The 19,987-nt window shown below is 73.1% G+C and carries 20 protein-coding genes and 1 pseudogene; 14 read left to right on the top strand and 7 right to left on the bottom strand.

Annotated features, from left to right (window positions below):
• The first annotated feature begins 40 nt into the window (after positions 1–40).
• From cobM to cobC, 6 genes are read left to right on the top strand one after another with little or no spacing between them, the layout of a single operon-like run.
• On the top strand, positions 41–859 hold the full coding sequence (gene cobM, locus ACSUPV_RS31670; protein ID WP_031118897.1) for a precorrin-4 C(11)-methyltransferase: 819 nt from the start codon (positions 41–43) through the stop codon (positions 857–859).
• Positions 856–2,115 (top strand): bifunctional cobalt-precorrin-7 (C(5))-methyltransferase/cobalt-precorrin-6B (C(15))-methyltransferase, encoded by a 1,260-nt coding sequence (locus tag ACSUPV_RS31665; protein ID WP_031118896.1) that lies wholly within the window; start codon positions 856–858, stop codon positions 2,113–2,115. Before cobM ends, ACSUPV_RS31665 begins: the two co-directional genes overlap by 4 nt.
• Entirely contained in the window at positions 2,112–3,812 is a 1,701-nt protein-coding gene (gene cobJ, locus ACSUPV_RS31660; RefSeq protein ID WP_436949022.1) for a precorrin-3B C(17)-methyltransferase, read from the top strand. The genes ACSUPV_RS31665 and cobJ overlap by 4 nt, the downstream gene beginning before the upstream one ends.
• The gene (locus ACSUPV_RS31655) at positions 3,809–4,396 is read left to right on the top strand and encodes a precorrin-8X methylmutase (RefSeq protein WP_037756942.1); all 588 of its coding nucleotides are present in this window, start codon (positions 3,809–3,811) and stop codon (positions 4,394–4,396) included. Before cobJ ends, ACSUPV_RS31655 begins: the two co-directional genes overlap by 4 nt.
• Complete coding sequence (locus ACSUPV_RS31650; protein WP_037756943.1) at positions 4,393–5,331, top strand: sirohydrochlorin chelatase; 939 nt, start codon at positions 4,393–4,395, stop codon at positions 5,329–5,331. Before ACSUPV_RS31655 ends, ACSUPV_RS31650 begins: the two co-directional genes overlap by 4 nt.
• Positions 5,321–6,376, top strand: coding sequence for an Rv2231c family pyridoxal phosphate-dependent protein CobC (cobC, locus tag ACSUPV_RS31645; RefSeq protein ID WP_359795231.1), 1,056 nt, complete (start codon positions 5,321–5,323; stop codon positions 6,374–6,376). Before ACSUPV_RS31650 ends, cobC begins: the two co-directional genes overlap by 11 nt.
• Before the next feature lie 26 nt (positions 6,377–6,402).
• Here the strand turns inward: cobC and ACSUPV_RS31640 are convergent.
• Together ACSUPV_RS31640 and ACSUPV_RS31635 are read right to left on the bottom strand one after the other, a co-directional pair.
• Positions 6,403–6,910, bottom strand: a pseudogene (locus ACSUPV_RS31640) (LAETG motif-containing sortase-dependent surface protein); the annotation flags it as partial.
• Between the two features lie 123 nt (positions 6,911–7,033).
• Entirely contained in the window at positions 7,034–8,125 is a 1,092-nt protein-coding gene (locus ACSUPV_RS31635) for an amidohydrolase family protein (RefSeq protein ID WP_436949021.1), read from the bottom strand.
• A gap of 131 nt (positions 8,126–8,256) precedes the next feature.
• On the opposite strand from ACSUPV_RS31635, the gene ACSUPV_RS31630 reads away from it, so the two are divergent.
• The 6 genes from ACSUPV_RS31630 to thpD all read left to right on the top strand — a co-directional run bounded on the left by ACSUPV_RS31630 (position 8,257) and on the right by thpD (position 13,493).
• On the top strand, positions 8,257–9,357 hold the full coding sequence (locus ACSUPV_RS31630) for a pyridoxal-phosphate-dependent aminotransferase family protein (protein WP_436949020.1): 1,101 nt from the start codon (positions 8,257–8,259) through the stop codon (positions 9,355–9,357).
• 59 nt (positions 9,358–9,416) lie between these two features.
• Positions 9,417–9,950, top strand: coding sequence for a DinB family protein (locus ACSUPV_RS31625; protein WP_436949019.1), 534 nt, complete (start codon positions 9,417–9,419; stop codon positions 9,948–9,950).
• 340 nt (positions 9,951–10,290) lie between these two features.
• Positions 10,291–10,797: a diaminobutyrate acetyltransferase gene (gene ectA, locus ACSUPV_RS31620; RefSeq protein WP_190049214.1), complete on the top strand. Its 507-nt coding sequence runs from the start codon at positions 10,291–10,293 to the stop codon at positions 10,795–10,797.
• Positions 10,798–10,863: 66 nt separating this feature from the next.
• Positions 10,864–12,135, top strand: coding sequence for a diaminobutyrate--2-oxoglutarate transaminase (gene ectB / locus ACSUPV_RS31615; RefSeq protein WP_031118885.1), 1,272 nt, complete (start codon positions 10,864–10,866; stop codon positions 12,133–12,135).
• A gap of 43 nt (positions 12,136–12,178) precedes the next feature.
• Complete coding sequence (locus tag ACSUPV_RS31610) at positions 12,179–12,577, top strand: ectoine synthase (RefSeq protein WP_031118884.1); 399 nt, start codon at positions 12,179–12,181, stop codon at positions 12,575–12,577.
• Positions 12,578–12,593: 16 nt separating this feature from the next.
• Positions 12,594–13,493, top strand: coding sequence for an ectoine hydroxylase (gene thpD / locus ACSUPV_RS31605; RefSeq protein ID WP_382616465.1), 900 nt, complete (start codon positions 12,594–12,596; stop codon positions 13,491–13,493).
• A gap of 330 nt (positions 13,494–13,823) precedes the next feature.
• Here the strand turns inward: thpD and ACSUPV_RS31600 are convergent, their stop codons facing one another.
• The 5 genes from ACSUPV_RS31600 to ACSUPV_RS31580 all read right to left on the bottom strand — a co-directional run bounded on the left by ACSUPV_RS31600 (position 13,824) and on the right by ACSUPV_RS31580 (position 18,567).
• Positions 13,824–14,876, bottom strand: a complete 1,053-nt coding sequence (locus tag ACSUPV_RS31600) for an aminotransferase class V-fold PLP-dependent enzyme (protein WP_436949018.1) — start codon at positions 14,874–14,876, stop codon at positions 13,824–13,826.
• A gap of 96 nt (positions 14,877–14,972) precedes the next feature.
• Positions 14,973–15,695 (bottom strand): DsbA family oxidoreductase, encoded by a 723-nt coding sequence (locus tag ACSUPV_RS31595; RefSeq protein WP_037756951.1) that lies wholly within the window; start codon positions 15,693–15,695, stop codon positions 14,973–14,975.
• A 73-nt stretch (positions 15,696–15,768) separates the two neighbouring features.
• Positions 15,769–16,263, bottom strand: coding sequence for a GNAT family N-acetyltransferase (locus ACSUPV_RS31590; RefSeq protein WP_031117294.1), 495 nt, complete (start codon positions 16,261–16,263; stop codon positions 15,769–15,771).
• A 65-nt stretch (positions 16,264–16,328) separates the two neighbouring features.
• Entirely contained in the window at positions 16,329–16,937 is a 609-nt protein-coding gene (locus ACSUPV_RS31585; RefSeq protein WP_031117295.1) for a DUF1349 domain-containing protein, read from the bottom strand.
• A 100-nt stretch (positions 16,938–17,037) separates the two neighbouring features.
• Positions 17,038–18,567, bottom strand: coding sequence for an aldehyde dehydrogenase (NADP(+)) (locus ACSUPV_RS31580; RefSeq protein ID WP_359794382.1), 1,530 nt, complete (start codon positions 18,565–18,567; stop codon positions 17,038–17,040).
• 132 nt (positions 18,568–18,699) lie between these two features.
• Between ACSUPV_RS31580 and ACSUPV_RS31575 the strand changes: the two genes are divergently transcribed.
• Together ACSUPV_RS31575 and ACSUPV_RS31570 are read left to right on the top strand one after the other, a co-directional pair.
• Positions 18,700–19,473, top strand: coding sequence for an IclR family transcriptional regulator (locus ACSUPV_RS31575; RefSeq protein WP_031117296.1), 774 nt, complete (start codon positions 18,700–18,702; stop codon positions 19,471–19,473).
• Between the two features lie 4 nt (positions 19,474–19,477).
• Positions 19,478–19,948 (top strand): GNAT family N-acetyltransferase, encoded by a 471-nt coding sequence (locus ACSUPV_RS31570; protein WP_031117297.1) that lies wholly within the window; start codon positions 19,478–19,480, stop codon positions 19,946–19,948.
• Positions 19,949–19,987: the final 39 nt, after the last annotated feature.

Below are 19,987 nucleotides of genomic sequence, written 5' to 3'. Positions count from 1 at the left end.
GTTCATCACCGTCCACCCCCTGTACGAGAGGACCCACCCCATGGCCGACGCCCCCGCCGGCAAAGTGACCTTCGTCGGTGCCGGCCCCGGCGCCGCCGACCTGCTGACGTTCCGCGCCGCGCGCGCCATCGCCGAGGCCGACGTCGTGATCTGGGCGGCCAGCCTGGTCCAGGCCGAGGTCCTCGACCACGCGCGCGAGGACGCGGAGATCCTCGACTCGGCGACCATGTCCCTGGAGGACGTCGTCGCCGTGTACGAGCGTGCCCTGCGCGAGGGCCTGCGGGTGGCCCGTATCCACTCCGGCGACCCGGCCCTGTGGGGCGGTACGCAGGAGCAGCTGGACCGGTGCGCCGAGATCGGCATCGCGACCGAGATCGTGCCCGGTGTGTCGTCCTTCTCGGCCGTGGCGGCGCTGGCGCAGCGCGAGCTGACCATCCCGGAGGTCGCCCAGTCCGTGGTGCTGACCCGGCTGGGCGGGGGCAAGACGCCCATGCCGCCGGGGGAGGAAGTGCGCGAGTTCGCCAAGCACGGCACCACCATGGCCGTCTTCCTGTCCGCCGCCCGCAGCGGGCAGCTGGTGCGGGAGCTGCTGGAGGGCGGCTACCCGACGACGACCCCGGTCGTGGTGGCGTACCAGGCGACCTGGCCGGAGGAGCTGGTCGTGAAGTGCACGATCGGCACGCTGGAGGAGACGGTCAAGGAGCACAAGCTCTGGAAGCACACGCTGTTCCTGGTCGGCCCGGCCCTCGACGCGCACGGCACGCGCTCACACCTGTACCACCCGGGGCACTTCCACGGCTACCGCAAGGCCGACCCTGAGGCCCGCCGGGCGCTGCGCGAGCGGGGGGCGAGTACGTGATCACGGTCATCGGCACGAGGACGGGGGCATCGCCTACCGAGGACGTCCCCGCCGACGTCCTCGCCGACGTCCTCGCCGGAGCCGAGCTGGTCGTCGGCGGACGGCGGCATCTGGATGCCGTACCGCTGCCCGACGGAGCCGAGCGGGTCGTGCTCGGGCCGCTCGCGCCCGCCCTCGACACCATCGAGGAGTACGTCGGCAAGGACCGTCCGGTGGTGGTGCTGGCCTCCGGCGACCCGGGGTTCTTCGGGATCGTGCGCGTGCTCGCCGAACGGTTCGGGCCCGAGCGGCTGGACGTGCGGCCCGGGGTGTCGTCCGTCGCCGCCGCCTTCGCGCGGATCGGGCTGCCGTGGGACGACGCCGTGGTGGTCAGCGCCCACGGGCGGGAGCTGCGGACGGCCGTCAACGTGTGCCGGGCTCGGGCGAAGACGGCCGTGCTGACCGGGCCGGGGGCCGGTCCGGCCGAGCTGGGTGCCGCGCTGGTGGGCGAGGACCGGGTGCTGGTCGTCGCGTCCGGGCTCGGCTCCGCGGCCGAGCGCGTGGAGCGGGTGACGCCCGCCGAGGCCGCCGCCCGGGACTGGGGCGCGGCGGTGAGCGTGGTGCTGTGCCTGGACGAGAGCCGGGCGCTCGGGCCCGTGCGGACGGTCGCGGGGCCCGGGGAGCGGCCGGCCTGCTGGGCCCTGGACGAGGCGGAGTTCGCCCACCGCGACTCGATGATCACCAAGTTCGAGGTGCGGGCACTGGCCCTGGCCCGGCTGGGTCCGCGGCCGGGTGACCTGGTGTGGGACGTGGGCGCGGGGTCCGGTTCGGTGGCCGTGGAGTGCGCCCGGCTCGGGGCGGCGGCCGTCGCCGTGGAGAAGGCGCCCGACGGGGTGGAGCGGATCCGCGCCAACGCCGCCGCGCACGGCGTGGACGTGCGTGTGGTGCACGGCGCGGCGCCGGACGTGCTGGACGGGCTCGCCGACGACCCGGACGCCGTGTTCGTCGGGGGCGGCGGGCGGGATCTGCCCGCGATCGTCGCCGCGTGCGCCCGGCGGGCCCGGCGCGCGGTGGTCGTCGCGATGGCCGCGCTCGACCGGGTGCCCGCCGCGCGCGCGGCCCTGACGGGCGCCGGGTTCTCCTGCGACGGGGTGCTGTTGCAGTCGTCCCGGCTCGCGCCGCTGCCGGGTGACGTGACCCGGCTGGCGGCGACCAATCCGGTTTTCCTGTTGTGGGGGGTCCGTGAACCCCTGGATCGTGAGGGAGTTGCCCAGTGATCGGCCTCATTTCCGCCACCGCGGCGGGGGCGGCGGCACGCGACCGGCTGGCCGCGGCGTGGCCGGACCGCACCCGCCTGTACGAAGGGCCCGTGGCGGACGCCGTGCGGCGGGCGTTCGCGGAGTGCGAGCAGCTCGTGTGCTTCCTGGCGACCGGCGCGGTCGTGCGGATCATCGCCCCGCTGCTGGCGGACAAGGCGAGCGACCCGGGGGTGGTGTGCGTCGACGAGGGCGGGCGGTTCGCCGTGTCGCTGGCCGGCGGGCACGGGGGCGGCGCCAATGAACTCGCCCGCGCGGTGGGTGAGGTGCTGGGCGCCGAGCCCGTCGTGACGACGGCGACGGACGCCGTGGACCTGCCCGGGCTGGACACGCTCGGCCTGCCCGTGGAGGGCGACGTCGCCGCCGTCTCGCGGGCGCTGCTCGACGGTGAGCCGGTGGCGCTGCGGGCCGAGGTGGCCTGGCCGCTGCCGCCGCTCCCGGTCGCGGCCGAGGGGGCGTACACGATCCGGCTGACCGACCGGCTCGTCGAGGCGGCCGAGCGTGAAGTGGTGCTGCGGCCACCGTCCCTCGTCGTCGGTGTGGGCGCCTCCTCGGGCGTTCCCGCCGAGGAGGTGCTGGGGCTGGTCGAGACGGCGCTGCGGGAGGCGGGCCTGTCGGTCCGCAGCCTGGCCGAGTTCACCACCGTGGACGCCAAGGCCGAGGAGCCGGGCATCGTCGAGGCCGCGCGGCGGCTCGGGGTGCCGCTGATGACGTACCCGGCCGGGGAGCTGTCCGGGGTCGAGGTGCCGAACCCCTCCGACGCGCCCCTCGCCGCCGTCGGCACACCCTCGGTGGCGGAGGCCTCGGCGTTGCTGCGCGGCGGTGAACTGCTCGTGCCGAAGCGGAAGTCGGAGCGCGCCGACGGCACCGCGGCGATGGCGACCTGTGCCGTCGTACGGCGGCCGGGACGTGGACGGCTCGCGGTGGTGGGGCTCGGGCCGGGCGCCCGGGACCTGCTGACGCCGCGTGCGAAGGCCGAACTGCGGCGGGCCGCCGTGCTCGTGGGGCTCGACCAGTACGTCGACCAGATCCGGGACCTGCTGCGACCCGGCACGCGCGTGCTGGAGTCGGGGCTCGGGGCCGAGGAGGAGCGGGCCCGTACGGCCGTCGAGGAGGCCCGCAAGGGGCAGGCCGTCGCGCTGATCGGCAGCGGGGACGCGGGCGTGTACGCCATGGCCTCCCCCGCGCTCGCCGAGGCGTCCGACGACATCGACGTGATCGGTGTGCCCGGTGTGACGGCGGCCCTGGCGGCGGCCGCGATCCTGGGTGCGCCGCTCGGCCACGACCACGTGTCGATCAGCCTGTCGGACCTGCACACGCCGTGGGAGGTCATCGAGCGCCGGGTGCGGGCGGCGGCCGAGGCGGACATCGTGGTCACCTTCTACAACCCCCGTTCGCGCGGCCGCGACTGGCAGCTGCCCAAGGCGCTCGCGATCCTCGCCGAGCACCGCGCGCCCGGGACCCCGGTCGGTGTCGTGCGCAACGCCTCCCGGCCGGACGAGGCGAGCCGACTCACGACCCTGGGTGCTCTCGACCCGGCGACGGTCGACATGATGACGGTCGTGACCGTGGGCAACACGGCGACCCGGGACATCGCGGGGCGCATGGTGACGCCGCGCGGCTACCGCTGGCAGACCGCGCAGGAGGGCGCTCGGTGAACCGTGTCGTGCATCCCATCGAGGTGGAGTCCTACCGGCGGCTGCGCGCCCGGCTGGACACCTCGCACTTCCCGCCGCTGACCCGGGCGGTCGTGGAGCGGGTCATCCACTCCGCCGCCGACCTCGACTACGCCACCGACCTCGTGATGGCCGAGGCCGACCTGGAGAAGGCGCACGCCGCGCTGCACGCCGGGGCGCCCGTCGTCGTGGACGTGGAGATGGTCGGGGCGGGCATCACCCGCCGTGAGACCGTCTGCCGGCTGCGGGACGCCGAGGCCGGTCCGGGGCTGACCCGCTCCGCGCACGCGATCCGGCTCGCCTACGAGCAGGTCGGCCCGGGCGCCCTGTGGGTGATCGGCAACGCGCCGACCGCGCTGGAGGAACTGCTGACCCTGGACGCCGACCCGGCGCTCGTCATCGGGCTGCCCGTCGGGTTCGTCGGCGCCGTCGAATCGAAGGCCGCGCTGCGCGAGAGCGGGCTGCCCGCCGTGAGCAACGTGTCCGAGAAGGGCGGCTCGGCGGTCGCCGCCGCCGCGCTCAACGCCTTGCTGTACCACCCCACTTCCGCCGAGGAGAAACTGTGACCACCCCGCCCGCCCTGCTCATCGCCGGCCACGGCACCCGGGACGACGCCGGAGCCGAGGCGTTCCGCGACTTCGTACGGGAGCTGGGGGCCCGCCACCCCGAACTGCCCGTCGCGGGCGGCTTCATCGAGTTGTCCCCGCCGCCGCTGGGCGAGGCCGTGACCGAACTCGTGGAGCGGGGTGTGCGGCGGTTCGCCGCCGTGCCGCTGATGCTGGTGTCGGCCGGGCACGCCAAGGGCGACATCCCGGCCGCGCTGGCCCGGGAGAAGGAGCGGCACCCCGGCATCTCGTACACGTACGGGCGTCCGCTGGGCCCGCACCCGGCGCTGCTGAACGTGCTGGAGCGGCGGCTTGACGAGGCGCTGGGCGCCGGCCCGGGGCGCACGCCCGGGGACCGGTCCGACGTGACGGTGCTGCTGGTGGGGCGTGGGTCGACGGACCCGGACGCCAACGCCGAGGTGCACAAGGCGGCGCGGCTGCTGTGGGAGGGGCGCGGCTACGCGGGCGTCGAGACGGCGTTCGTGTCGCTGGCGGCGCCGGACGTGCCGAGCGGGCTCGACCGGTGCGTGCGGCTGGGCGCGCGCCGGATCGTGGTGCTGCCCTACTTCCTGTTCACGGGCATCCTGCCGGACCGGGTGCGGCAGCAGACGGAGGGCTGGGCGGCCGCGCACCCGGAGGTCGAGGTGCGCTCGGCCGAAGTCATCGGGCCGGAGCCGGAGCTGCTCGACCTGGTGTGGGAGCGGTACGAGGAGGCCCTCAAGGGCGATCTGCGGATGAACTGCGACTCGTGCGTGTACCGCATCGCGCTGCCGGGCTTCGAGGACAAGGTGGGGATGCCGCAGCAGCCGCACTTCCATCCGGACGACGACGGGCACCATCACGGTCATGGCCACGGGCACGGGCATCACCACGGCGCGCACTCGCATGCCCACTGACGACGGGCCCGACCTGCGGCACCACGGGGACGCGGAGGTCCGGGACGACGGCGGCTCGCTCGTGGACCTGGCGGTGAACGTCCGCGCGGACACACCGCCCGCCTGGCTGCGGGAGCACATCGCCGGGTCGCTGGGCGGCCTCGCGGCCTATCCGGACGGCCGGGCGGCGCGCGCGGCGGTGGCGGCCCGGCACGGGCTTCCCGTGGAGCGGGTGCTGCTGACGGCGGGCGCGGCGGAGGCGTTCGTGCTGCTGGCGCGGGCGCTGAAGGTGCGGCGGCCGGTCGTGGTGCATCCGCAGTTCACGGAGCCGGAGGCGGCGCTGCGGGACGCGGGGCACACGGTCGACCGGGTGCTGCTGCGGGAGGAGGACGGCTTCCGGCTGGACCCGGCGGCCGTCCCCGAGGACGCGGACCTGGTCGTGATCGGCAACCCGACGAACCCGACGTCGGTGCTGCATCCGGCGGACGCGATCGCCTCCCTCGCCCGGCCCGGGCGGGTGCTGGTGGTGGACGAGGCGTTCATGGACGCGGTGCCGGGCGAGCGGGAGTCCCTGGCCGGACGGACCGACGTGCCCGGGCTCGTGGTGTTGCGCAGTCTGACCAAGACCTGGGGGCTGGCCGGGCTGCGGATCGGGTACGTGCTGGCGGCGCCGGAGAGCGTCGAGGAACTGGAGCGGGCGCAGCCGCTGTGGCCGGTGTCGACGCCGGCGCTGGCGGCGGCCGAGGCGTGCGTGGGGCCCCGGGCGGTGGCCGAGGCGGCGCACGCCGCCCACCGCGTCGCCGCGGACCGGGCCCACCTCCTCGCGGGTCTCGCCCGGTTCGCCCCGGCCGGGCTGCGGGTGGCCGGGCCCGCCGAGGGCCCCTTCCTCCTGGTCCGCCTGCCGCACGCGTCCGTCGTACGCCGGCGCCTGCGCGACCTCGGCTACGCCGTGCGCCGCGGGGACACGTTCCCCGGCCTGGGCGAGGAGTGGCTGCGGCTGGCGGTGCGGGACCGCGCGACCGTGGACGGCTTCCTGCGGGCGCTGGAACAGGCGCTGCACGGCTGACGCCCCGGCCGCGGGTGGTCGCTTTCGCGGCGCGTCAGCCCCGCCGGGAACACCGCTCCGCCGCCCCCGGCCAGCAACGCCACCGCCCGCCCACCAGGTACGGTGTCGCCGAACTGCCGCCCGTCTCCGCCAGGTTCGCCTCGGCGGGGGCGCCCTGGGGCTTGGTGTCGGCGGGCGGGTCGGAGGCTTCGGCCGCGGGGCCGGGGGTCTTGCAGGTCGCCTCGGCCAGGGTGAGCGTGCCGTCGTCCGGGCGTTCGACAGGTCCAGGCGCACTGCGCCGACGCCCGGCACCGTGACGTCGGTCGGGCCTCCGGCGGTCAGCTTCACGCGCTTGCCGAGCACGGTGACCGAGCCGGGCAGGTCGGTCGTGGCGACCGGCTTCCTGCCCACCTCGCAGGTGGCCGTCGAAATGACCTGCTCGATCTCGATCAGCGACAGCAGCGGCAGGCTCGGGACGTGCAGGCGGGCGTGGGCCGGGGTGGCGTTGCCCTCGGCCTTCGTGGCGGTCGTGGTGGCCGTCGCCCGGGCCACGTCGCCGGTGGCGTGCGCCGGGCTCGCACCGGCCAGGACCACGGGCCCCACTTCACCCCAACGGGGCGAGATCGCCGCTGTATTCGAATCCCCGGGCACAGGCGTTCCCCGCCGTCACCCCCATGGCTACCCGACCACGCGCCCGTTGAGCACCACCCGGCGTGGCGCCGCCAGCACGCGCACGTCCGCGCGCGGGTCCTCGTCGTAGACGACCAGGTCGGCGGGGGCGCCCTCGTCGAGGCCGGGGCGGCCGAGCCAGGTGCGAGCGCGCCAGGTGCCCGCAGCCAGGGCCTCGACGGGCGGGATGCCCGCGGTGACCAGTTCGGCGACCTCCGCCGCCGCCAGGCCGTGGGCGAGGCCGCCGCCGGCGTCGGTGCCGACGAAGACGGGGATCCCGGCGTCGTAGGCGCCCCGGACGGTGTCGTAGCGCCGTTCGTGGAGCCGCCGCATATGGGCCGACCAGCGCGGGAACTTGCTCTCGCCGCCGTCGGCGAGCCGCGGGAAGGTCGCGATGTTGACCAGGGTCGGCACGATGGCGACGCCCCGCTCGGCGAACAGCGGGACCAGGTCCTCGGTCAGGCCCGTGGCGTGCTCGATGCAGTCGATGCCCGCCTCGACGAGGTCCCGCAGGGAGTCCTCCGCGAAGCAGTGCGCGGTGACCCGGGCGCCCAGGCGGTGCGCCTCGGCGATCGCCGCCTCCACCGCGCCGCGGGGCCAGCAGGCCGACAGGTCGCCGAGGTCGCGGTCGATCCAGTCGCCGACCAGCTTGACCCAGCCGTCGCCGCGCCGGGCCTCCTGGGCGACGTAGGCGACCAGGTCCTCGGGCTCGATCTCCCAGGCGTAGTTGCGGATGTAGCGGCGGGTGCGCGCGATGTGCCGCCCGGCGCGGATGATCTTCGGCAGGTCCTCGCGGTCGTCGACCCAGCGGGTGTCGGAGGGCGAGCCCGCGTCGCGGATCAGCAGGGTGCCCGCGTCCCGGTCGATCAGCGCCTGCTTCTCGGCGACGTCCTGCGGGACCGCGCCGTGCCGGTCGAGTCCCACGTGGCAGTGGGCGTCGACGAGGCCGGGCAGGGCCCAGCCCTCGACCGTGCGGACGTCACGGGCTTCGGCGGGACGGTCGTAGGAGACGCGGCCGTCGACGACCCACAGTTCGTCCCGGACGTCCTCGGGCCCGACGAGCACCCGTCCCTTCACGTGCAGCACCGCGTGATCGCTCATGTACGGCACCTTAATGAGCCGCCGGTCGTGGCCTGAAGGGGCCCGGTGTGCGGGGGCTCCGCCGCGAAGGGGCGGGTGGGACGCCGGTTACCCTCGATGCCGTCGAACCTGTGAGTGAAGAGAGCATTGCCGTGACGCATCCGTTTCTGGACCTGGCCCCGCTCGGCGCCGACCGCTTCGCCGCGATCGAGGACAGCGTGGCGCGGCTGCTGGGCACCGACCAGGACGTCGTGATCATGCAGGGCGAGGCGCTGCTGCCGCTGGAGGGCGCGATCCGCGCAGCGGCCGGCCCGGGCACGACGGCGCTGAACGTCATCACGGGCCCGTACGGGCAGACGTTCGGCGACTGGCTGCGGGACTGCGGCGCGACGGTGGTCGACCTGGCGGTGCCCTTCCACACGGCGGTCACGGCCGAGCAGATCCGGCAGGCCTTCGCCGAGCACCCGGAGATCGACTTCGTGTCCCTGGTGCACGCGGAGGCCGCGACCGGCAACACCAACCCGGTCGCCGAGATCGGCGAGGTGGTGCGGGCGCACGGGGCGCTGTTCTACCTGGACGCGGTGGCGTCGATCGGAGCCGAGCCGGTGCTGCCCGACGCGTGGGGCGTGGACCTGTGCGTGATCGGCGCGCAGAAGGCGATGGGCGGTCCGGCCGGCGTCTCCGCGGTGTCGGTGAGCGAGCGGGCCTGGGCCCGGATGGCGGCGAACCCGAAGGCACCGCGGCGGTCGTACCTGTCGCTCCTCGACTGGAAGGAGCGGTGGATCGACGGCGGCCGCAAGGCGCTGCCGCACGCGCCGGCGCAGCTGGAGATGCTGGCGCTCCAGGCGTGCGTGGAACGGATCGAGGCGGCCGGGCTGGACGCGGTGATGGCCCGGCACGCGTCGGCCGCGGCGGCCACCCGGGCCGGGGCGCTCGCGCTCGGGGGCGGGCTGGAGCCGTACGTCTACGAGGCGCGGGACGCGGCCCCGGTCGCGACGACGCTGCGGGCGCCGGCCGGGGTGGTGGCGTCGGAGCTGGTCGGGCGGGCCCTGGAGGCGGATCCGGCCGTGCCGGTGGCCGCCGGCGGGGGTGCGCTGGCCAAGGAGATGATCCGGGTCAACCACTACGGGGCGGACGCGACGCCGGGAGCCGTGCGGGCGTCTCTGGCCGCGCTGGGGGTCGCCTTGTCGGACAAGGGACTGTCGGTGGACGTGGCGGGGGCACTGCGGGCCGCCGAGGAAGCGTGGCGGTAGTCCGCGGCTGAGGTCCGCCGGGGGCCGGCGATCTCAGTGGCCCGTGCCATGCTCCCGGCATGACCACTGACCCGCCTCACGGCACCACCCTCCCCGACGGCCGCCCCGTCCCCCGCCTCACCGGCGACGAGCGGGCCATGCTCGAGAGTTGGCTCGACTTCCACCGGGCCACGCTGGAGCTGAAGTGCGCCGGGCTGGACGACGCGCAGGTACGGGTCCCCTCGGCCCCGCCATCGCGGCTGACGCTGCTGGGGCTGGTGCAGCACCTCGCCGAGGTCGAGCGGAACTGGTTCCAGCGGGTGGCCTGCGGCGCCGACGTGCCGCCCCTGTTCGAGGACGAGACCGGCTACGCGCTGGATCCCGGGCGGGGACTCGACGAGGCGCTCGGCGTCTGGCGGCGGGAGATCGCCCGGGGGCGGGAGCTGTGCGCCGGGCTGCCGCTGGACCACATCGGGCGGGTGGCCGAGGGGCCGGTGCCCGGGATGGAGGTCAGTCTGCGCTGGGTCCTCATTCACATGATCGAGGAATACGCGCGGCACAACGGTCACGCCGATCTCCTGCGGGAACGTATCGACGGAGTGACCGGGGCTTGAATTACACGTGCTTTCCGCAACATCCCCGCATGTAAGCTGGCACACAATTAAGAATTCTTCCAAGAACAGCTTCCCGTACTCTTCTGCCCGCTTTTCCCGGTCCTAAACGCGTAGGTTTTGAGGACACTCGGCGAGGCAATTCGGGGAGATCTCGTGGCGGTTACACGGCTGTGACGCGTTACACACCGTGACAGCTTTGCCCGTTATTATCCGGACAATGCCGGGCAAAGCTCCGCCATCCCCTGCGCGCTCTCGCGCCCGCGTGATAACACAGACCAGCCTCATTCGTAACCCCGATCGGCGATGCAATTTTGAATTTCGCTGGGTAAGTTCAATTCGCATGACTGCCGTACAAGCAGATCCGCAAATCGACCGCCCCACGGTGGCTGACGGAGCCGCGCTGTGGCGGATGGCGAAGGACTCGAAGGTTCTCGACCTGAACTCGTCCTACAGCTATCTGCTGTGGTGCCGCGACTTCGCGGCCACGTCGGCCGTCGCGCGTGACGAGCACGGCGAGCCGATGGGCTTCATCACCGGGTACGTGCGGCCGGACAGCCCGCGCACCCTGCTGGTCTGGCAGGTGGCGGTGGACGAGGCCCACCGCGGGCGCGGGCTGGCAGCCGCGCTGCTCGACGGTCTGGTCGCGCGGACCGTCGCCGAGCGCGGGGTGACGACGGTGGAGACCACCATCACCCCGGGCAACACCGCCTCCGAGCGCCTGTTCACGTCCTTCGCCGAGCGTCACGGCGCGCGGCTGGAGCGCGAGGTGCTGTTCGACACGGGCCTGTTCCCCGACGGACCGCACGACCCCGAGGTCCTGTACCGCATCGGCCCGCTGCCCCACTGACTTTCCCACGCCTGACGTCCCACCCGACTCCCCAGACTTCCCCCACGTACCGAGGAGCGATTCGTCGTGACCATCACCCAGCCCGACCTGAGCGTCTTCGAGACCCTGGAGTCCGAGGTGCGCAGCTACTGCCGCGGCTGGCCCACCGTCTTCGACCGTGCGGTGGGCAGCCGCATGTACGACGAGGACGGCCATGAGTACCTCGACTTCTTCGCCGGAGCGGGGTCACTGAACTACGGGCACAACAACCCGGTCCTGAAACGTGCGCTGATCGACTACCTGGAGCGGGACGGCGTCACGCACGGGCTCGACATGTCGACCACCGCCAAGCGCCGTTTCCTGGAGACGTTCCAGAACCTGCTGCTGCGCCCGCGCGACCTGCCCTACAAGGTCATGTTCCCGGGCCCGACCGGCACCAACGCCGTGGAGTCCGCGCTGAAGCTGGCGCGCAAGGTGAAGGGGCGCGAGGCGATCGTGTCGTTCACCAACGCCTTCCACGGCATGTCGCTGGGGTCGCTGGCCGTGACCGGCAACGCCTTCAAGCGGGCCGGCGCCGGCATCCCGCTGGTGCACGGCACGCCGATGCCGTTCGACAACTACTTCGACGGCCAGGTCCCGGACTTCCTGTGGTTCGAGCGGATCCTGGAGGACCAGGGCTCCGGCCTGAACAAGCCCGCCGCCGTGATCGTCGAGACCGTGCAGGGCGAGGGCGGCATCAACGTGGCGCGGCCCGAGTGGCTGCGCGCGCTGGCCGACCTGTGCGAGCGGCAGGACATGCTGCTCATCGTCGACGACATCCAGATGGGCTGCGGCCGCACCGGCGCGTTCTTCTCCTTCGAGGAGGCCGGCATCACGCCGGACATCGTCACCGTCTCCAAGTCGATCAGCGGCTACGGCCTGCCCATGTCGCTCTGCCTGTTCAAGCCCGAGCTCGACGTCTGGGAGCCCGGCGAGCACAACGGCACCTTCCGCGGCAACAACCCCGCCTTCGTCACGGCCACCGCCGCGCTGGAGACGTACTGGGCGGACGGGTCAGCGATGGAGAAGCAGACCCGCAAGCGCGGTGAGCAGGTCGAGCAGGCGCTGATCTCCATCACGGAGGAGAACCTGGCCGACGTGAAGGAGTACCGGGGCCGCGGCCTGGTGTGGGGCATGGAGTTCCACGACAAGGCCCGCGCGAACAAGGTCGCCAAGCGCGCCTTCGAACTCGGGCTGCTGATCGAGACGTCCGGCCCGGAGAGCGAGGTCGTGAAGCTGCTTCCCGCCCTCACCATCACGCCCGAGGAACTGGACGAGGGCCTGACGACGCTGGCCCGCGCCGTCCGCGAGACCGCCTGACCAACCAACCGGCACCACCCCACCTAGGAGGCATCGCAGCACCGTGATTGTCCGTTCGTTCAAGGAGATCGAAGGTACCGACCGGCACGTGAAGGCGGCGTCCGGCACGTGGGAGAGCAAACGCATCGTCCTCGCCAAGGAGAAGGTGGGCTTCTCCCTGCACGAGACGGTCCTGTACGCGGGCACGGAGACGTCGATGTGGTACGCGAACCACATCGAGGCCGTCGTCTGCGTGGAGGGCGAGGCCGAGCTGACCGACCACGAGACCGGGCAGAAGTACACCATCACGCCCGGCACCATGTACCTCCTGGACGGGCACGAGAGGCACACGCTGCGGGTCAAGCAGGACTTCCGCTGCCTCTGCGTGTTCAACCCGCCCGTGACCGGACGGGAGGACCACGACGAGAACGGCGTATACCCGCTGCTCACCGAGGAGGTGTGACGTTTCCATGACGACCATCACCGACACCACCACCGGTATTCCCGACCTCTACCCCAGCCGCGGTGCCACCGAGGTGCTGACCCCGCGTCAGGACCCGGTCGTCTGGGGCGCGCCGGACGCCCCGGGCCCGATCGCGCCGGCCGACCTGCTGTCCTACGAGCGCGACGGCTTCCTCGCCATCGACCAGCTCATCACGGACGACGAGGTCGCCGTCTACCGCAACGAGCTGAACCGGCTGGTGACCGACCCGGACATCCGTGCCGACGAGCGGTCGATCGTCGAGCCGAAGTCCAAGGAGATCCGCTCGGTCTTCGAGGTCCACAAGATCAGCAAGATCTTCGCCGACCTGGTCCGTGACGAGCGGGTCGTCGGCCGGGCACGGCAGATCCTCGGCTCGGACGTCTACGTCCACCAGTCGCGGATCAACGTCAAGCCGGGCTTCGGGGCGAGTGGCTTCTACTGGCACTCGGACTTCGAGACGTGGCACGCCGAGGACGGTCTGCCGCGGATGCGCACGGTGTCGGTCTCCATCGCGCTGACCGAGAACTACGACACCAACGGCGGGCTCATGATCATGCCGGGGTCGCACAAGACGTTCCTCGGGTGCGCGGGGGCCACGCCGAAGGACAACTACAAGAAGTCGCTGCAGATGCAGGACGCCGGGACGCCCTCCGACGAGGCGCTGACCCAGCTGGCCTCGCAGCACGGCATCAAGTTGTTCACGGGCAAGGCCGGTTCGGCGACCTGGTTCGACTGCAACTGCATGCACGGCTCCGGCGACAACATCACGCCGTTCCCGCGCAGCAACGTGTTCATCGTGTTCAACAGCGTGGAGAACCCGGCGGCGGAGCCGTTCGCGGCACCGGTGCGCCGACCGGAGTTCATCGGGGCGCGGGACTTCACGCCGGTGCGGTGACCGGTCCCTCGGCCGGGGGTCCGGGGGTTGCCCCCGGGGGACACAGCATCGGGGCGCGGGACTTCACGCCGGTGCGGTGACCGGTCCCTCGGCCGGGGGTCCGGGGGTTGCCCCCGGGGGACACAGCATCGGGGCGCGGGACTTCACGCCGGTGCGGTGACCGGTCCCTCGGCCGGGGGCCCGGGGGTTGCCCCCGGGGGACACAGCATCGGGGCGCGGGACTTCACGCCGGTGCGGTGACCGGTCCCTCGGTGAAGTGACCGTGTGACACAGCTGCCTGGTGGGGCCTCCTCGTGTGGGACGGGAGGCCCCACCCGGTTTTGCATGCCTTCATGCCTTCAGGGCGTCCAGGAGCCGGTCCACGTCCGCCGCCGTGTTGTACAGGTGGAACGCGGCCCGCAGGTTCCCCGCCCGGTCGGACACCTGGATGCCCGCCCGGCTCAGCTCCCCCTGCCGGTGGCCGAGCCCCGGCACGCTCACGATCGCCGACCCCGGCGAGGGCACCGGCTCGTGGCCCAGCTCGGCGAGCCCGGCGCGGAAGCGGTCCGCGAGGCCGACGTCGTGGGCGTGGACGACGTCGACGCCGATCTCCTCGACCAGCTCGAGGGACGCGCGCAGCCCGGCGTAGGTGAACAGGGCCGGGCTGATGTCGAACCGCCGTGCCGAGTGGGCGAGTTGCTCGACGGGGCCGTAGCAGCTCTCCCAGGGGACCTCACCGGCCACCCATCCGGCGAGCAGCGGCGTCAGCCCGCCGAAGTCCTGCGGGGCGACGAAGAACGCGGCCCCGTGCGGCCCCAGCAGCCATTTGAAGCCGACGGCGGCGAGGAAGTCGTCGGCGTCGGCCTCCATCGGCAGCCAGCCCGCGGACTGGGAGGCGTCGACGTAGGTGCGGGCACCGTGCGCCCGGGCGGCCTCGCGCACGGCGGGCAGGTCGGCGAGGCGGCCGTCGGCGGACTGGGCCGTGCTGACCGCGACGAGCGCGGTGCCGGGCCGGACGGACTCGGCGAGCCGCTCCAGGGGGACGGCCCGCACCTTGAGGTCGCCGCGCGCGTGGAACGGGTTCACCAGGGAGGCGAAGTCGCCCTCCGCCGTGAGGACTTCGGCGCCGGCGGGCAGGGCGGCGGCGATCAGCCCGCCGTACTCGGCGATCGAGGCCCCGGTCGCGACGCGCTCGGCCGGCACCCCGGCGAGCCGGGCGAAGGAGGCGCGGACGAGCTCCACGTTCTCGTACAGGGGACCGATGGGCGTGCCGTCGGCACGCATCCGCGCCGCCTCGTGCAGGGCGGTGACGGTACGGGCGGGCAGGAGCCCGTTGCTCGCGGTGTTGAGGTAGGTGTGCTTCGGGGCGAACTCGGCACGGACGAGGTTCTCGAAGGTCTCCATGGGACCACTCTGCGGCCCCCCGGATCTCCCCGTCCATTGCCGATTTCTGCGTGATGTCGCTAAGGAGCGCTTATACATGCGCTCCGAGCTGCGCGTTCAGCGCTGGGGCACCGCGCAGCCGTCCGGGCCGCAGACGTCGGCGCCGCCGGCCTCGCCGCTGTCGACGATCTTCAGGGGCGCGTGCTCGCCGTACGCCTGGGTCAGGGCCTGGGCGAAGACCTCGGCGGGCTGGGCGCCGGAGACGCCGTACCTGCGGTCGAGCACGAAGAACGGCACACCGCTCGCGCCGAGCTGCGCGGCCTCGCGCTCGTCGGCCCGCACCTCGGCGGCGTACGCCTCCGGGTCGGCGAGCACCGCGCGAGCGGCCTCCGCCTCCAGTCCGGCGGCCACGGCGAGCTCCACCAGCCGCTCGTCGTCGTTGAAGACCGAGCGCTCCTCGGCGAAGTTGGCCCGGTACAGCAGGTCCAGCAGCTGCTCCTGGCGGCCGTGCTCCTTGGCGAAGTGGAGCAGGCGGTGCATGTCGAAGGTGCTGCCGTGGTCGCGGCCGCGGGTGCGGTAGTCGAGTCCCTCGGCGGCGGCCTGCGCGCCCAGGTTGTCCTCGCCCGCCTCGGCCTGGGCCGCGCTCATCCCGTACTTCCTGGTGAGCATCGTGATCACGGGCTGGATGTCGTCCTTGGCGCGGCCCGGGTCCAGCTCGAAGGAGCGGTGCACCACCTCGATGTCATCACGGTGCGGGAAGTCCCGCAGCGCCTTCTCGAAGCGGGCCTTGCCCACGTAGCACCAGGGGCAGGCGATGTCGCTCCAGATCTCGACGCGCATGTGTCGGCTCTCTCCAGGTCGTACGGTACGGAGACTCCCTCCGCCGAGTGCATGAACGTTCAAGCAGCTTGGTTCATTCCCCGGGCAGGCCGAGCCGCATGCGCTGGTGATGGTCCCCCGGCTCCGCCGGTTCTGCCACCCAGCCCTGCCGCCGGTAGAAGCCCTGGGCCCGCCGGTTGTCCACGTGCACGTCGAGGACGGCCGTCCGCCTGCGGTCGGCCTGCCACTCCTCGACGCAGGCGGCGTGCAGGGCGGTTCCGACACCACGGCGCCAGTGGTCGGGGTCGACGTGGAACTGGAACAGCTTCACCACGTCCGGCGGAGCGTCGTCGGGGGTACGGAAGGACGCCACGCCGACGATCCGCCCCGCCTCGACGACGCACAGCACCCGGCCGTCCGGTCGCGTGAGGGCGCTCCGCCAGGCGGCGCCCCAGTCGGTGCCGTCCTGCGGCAGCCCGTCGGGGTAGTACGTCGCCCTGGCCCGGGCGTGCAGCGCGACGACGTGCTCCACCTCGGCGGGCAGCACCGTACGGATCACACGGCCGGAGGTCACTCTGTCCTTGATCATGGAACGGAGGACGCGCCCGGTCCGGAGGGCGGTTCCCGGTCCCGAGGGCGGTTCCCGGTCCGCCCTCAGCTGCCGTCCCTCAGGTCCTTCGGCCAGTCCGGCCGGAACTCGATGTGGTCGTACGTCACCACACAGCCCTCCCCCATCGGCGACTGGGTCATGAAGCCGACCAGGGCCGCGCCCGTCTCCTTCTCGTCGCCGAGGGTGAAGAGGCGGACGAAGGTCCAGCGTTCACCGTCGCGGGAGGCGTGGAAGGCGAACGCGCGGCCGGTGCGGCTCACCCGGAGCCAGACGGAACTGCCGTCGACGGTGAAGGAGTTGGCGTCGTCGGAGTGCCCCCGGGTGACGACCGTGCAGACGGTGGGGACGTCCGGGGAGTACTCCAGGCAGAGTTTCGCCCAGGCCCGTTCCCCCACGTGCACGTAGAGCACCCCGGCGTCGAAGGCCGCGCCGAAACCGACCGTGACCTTGGCGATCAGCTGGAAGTCCCCTTCGGGCGCCCCCAGCAGCCGCGGCGCGTCGGAGGCGGGGTCCAGCCCCTCCCCGGTCGGCGGCACGAACCGGTCCTGCCGCGGACCGGCCCACCCGGTGAGCACACCGTCCTCGTAGGACCACTGCGCCTCGGGCCCGTAAGCACGCAGGGCGAAAGGAAGTTCGGGAAGTTCCAGTTCCATTCGACCGAGTCTCCCAGCTCCGACCTCAAGGGGCGCGGGGAACTGCGCGATCAACCACAACGAACCCGCGGCCGGCAGTCCACCCGCACCCCTACGGCGCTTACCGCTCCAACTGCCCGTTGAACCTGCGAGGCAGCCCCAGCGGGTTCTCGTCCCGCAGCTCGGCCGGCAGCAGCGCCTCCGGCGCGTTCTGATAAACCACCGGCCGCAGCCACCGCTCGATCGCCGTACCGCCCACCGACGTGGACGTCGACGTCGTAGCCGGGTACGGCCCCCCGTGGTGCTGCGCCGGCGCGACGGCGACACCCGTCGGCCAGCCGTTGACCAGCACGCGCCCGGCCAGCGGCGTCAGCTCCTGCAGCAGCTCCGCGCCGCGGCCCTCGCCCGCCGCCTCCTCCTCGGACAGCTGCACCGTCGCCGTCAGGTTGCCCGGCAGCCGCGACAGCACCGCCTTCACCTCGGCCTCGTCCTCGTAGCGGGCCACGACGGTGACCGGCCCGAAGCACTCCTCCAGGAGCAGGTCGTGCTCGCCCTCCTGGGCCAGCCTGCTCGCCGGGACCGTGAGGAAGCCCGCGCTGACGGTGTGCTCGCCGCCCGCGCCCGGCGTGACCGGGGAGTCGACGTCGGGCAGCTCGGCCCGCTCGGCGACGCCCGCGACGAAGTTGTCGCGCATGCGGTGGTCGAGCAGGACCCCGGCGTCGGTGTCGCTGACGGCGTCGGTCAGCGACTTCAGCAGGGCGTCACCGGCGGCGCCGGACGGCGCGAGGACCAGGCCCGGCTTCACGCAGAACTGGCCGACGCCGAGTGTCATGGAACCGGCGAGGCCGGAGCCGATCGCCTCGGCGCGCTCGGCGGCGGCGGCCTCGGTGACGACGACCGGGTTCAGGGAGCCCAGCTCGCCGTGGAAGGGGATCGGCACCGGACGCGCCGCCGCCGCGTCGAACAGCGCGCGACCGCCGCGCACCGACCCGGTGAAGCCGGCCGCCGCGACCAGCGGGTGCTTGATCAGCTCGACACCGGCCTCGAAGCCGTGGACCAGGCCCACGACGCCCTCGGGGATGTCGTGCCGGGCGGCGGCGCGGCGCAGCACCTTGGCGACGTACTCGGACAGGGCCGGGTGGTCCGGGTGGGCCTTGACGACGACGGGGCAGCCGGCCGCGAGGGCGCTCGCGGTGTCGCCGCCGGCGACGGAGAAGGCGAAGGGGAAGTTCGACGCCGAGTAGACGGCGACGACGCCCAGGGGCACCTTGTAGCGGCGCAGGTCGGGGATCGGCGGGGTCGCGGTGTCGTCGGGGTGGTTGATGACGACGTCGAGGAAGGCGCCCTCGTCGACGATGTCGGCGAAGGCCCGCAGCTGGTAGCAGGTGCGGGCGAGCTCGCCGGTCAGGCGGACCGGGCCGAGCGCGGTCTCGGCGTCGGCGGTCTCGACGAGTCCGTCCTTGGCCGCCTCCAGTTCCTCGGCGGCGCTGCGCAGGAAGGCCGCGCGGACGGTACGGTCCGCGAGTGCGCCGCGCACCTCGTGCGCGGCGCGGACGGCGGCGTCCACCTCCTGGGCTGTGGCCTCCACCGCAACCTGTTCACGCTGCTTCCCGGTTCGGGGGTCGACACTCCAGACTGGTGCTGCTGCCACCGCGGGTCCCTCCACACATGTAATGCCGCAGTACTGGGTCATCCACCAGGCACGTTCGATATACTGAACGCTGTCTCTGATGATGAATATGCTGTGGAGACTATTTCCCGTCGAACGAAGGGGTCAAGGGCGATGTCGGCTGGCGAGACGGGCGGCGGGGCGCAGGTCAAGTCCGCGGTAAGAACGGTTGAACTGCTCGAATACTTCGCCGGGCGTCCCGGTATGCACTCCCTGGCCTCGGTCCAGGAGGCCGTCGGGTACCCCAAGTCCAGTCTCTACATGCTGCTGCGCACCCTGGTGGAGCTGGGCTGGGTGGAGACGGACGCGACGGGCACCCGGTACGGCATCGGGGTGCGGGCCCTGCTGGTGGGCACGTCGTACATCGACGGCGACGAGGTCGTCGCGGCGGCCCGGCCGACGCTGGACCGGCTCTCGGACGACACGACCGAGACGATCCACCTGGCCCGGCTGGACGGCACGAACGTCGTCTACCTCGCCACCCGCCAGTCGCAGCACTACCTGCGCCCGTTCACCCGGGTCGGCCGCCGGCTGCCCGCGCACTCCACGTCCCTCGGCAAGGCGCTGCTGAGCACGTACTCGGACGAGCAGGTCCGCAAGATGCTCCCGGAGACGCTGCCGGCGCTGACGGAGAACACGATCACCGACCGGGAGAAGCTCATCGAGGAGCTGCACCAGGTGCGCGAGCAGGGCTTCGCCGTGGACCGGGAGGAGAACACGCTGGGGCTGCGCTGCTTCGGCGTGGCGATCCCGTACCGCACGCCCGCGCGCGACGCGATCAGCTGCTCCGTGCCGGTGGCCCGGCTCACGCCGGCGCACGAGCAGCTGGTGAAGGACGCGCTGTTCGACGCGAGGGACCGGCTGACCCTCGCGACCCGGAGGCTCTGAATCCATGGAGGTCGCACTCCGACCCGTCCACGACAGCGACCTGCCGGTCTTCTTCCGGCAGATGAACGACCCCGAGTCCCTGCACCTGGCGGCCTTCACCGCCAAGGACCCCGCCGACCGGGCCGCCTTCGACGCGCACTGGGCGAGGATCCGCTCCTCGTCCGACGTGGTGCGGACCGTCCTGGCCGACGGGGACGTGGTCGGCCACGCGGCGGTGTACGGGGTGCCGGGCGAGCGCGAGGTGACGTACTGGGTCGACCGCGCCTACTGGGGGAAGGGCATCGCCACGGCGGCCCTGCGGGCGCTGCTGGCCGAGGTGCCCGAGCGTCCCCTGTACGCCCGGGCGGCCTCGGACAACGCGGGGTCGCTGCGGGTGCTGGAGAAGTGCGGGTTCCGGGCCGTGGCCACGGCCAGGGGGTACGCGCGGGCCCGGGACGCCGAGATCGACGAGACGGTCCTGCTCCTGGAGGGCTGATCCACCTCCCCCGTCCCGGCGTCTCCCCCGTTCGGCGGA

It is taken from the genome of Streptomyces sp. SudanB52_2052, assembly GCF_964272415.1.
Lineage (GTDB): Bacteria > Actinomycetota > Actinomycetes > Streptomycetales > Streptomycetaceae > Streptomyces > Streptomyces olindensis.
The sequence above is the reverse complement of the archived record's forward strand: the minus strand, read 5'-3'. Positions and strand labels throughout refer to the sequence as shown.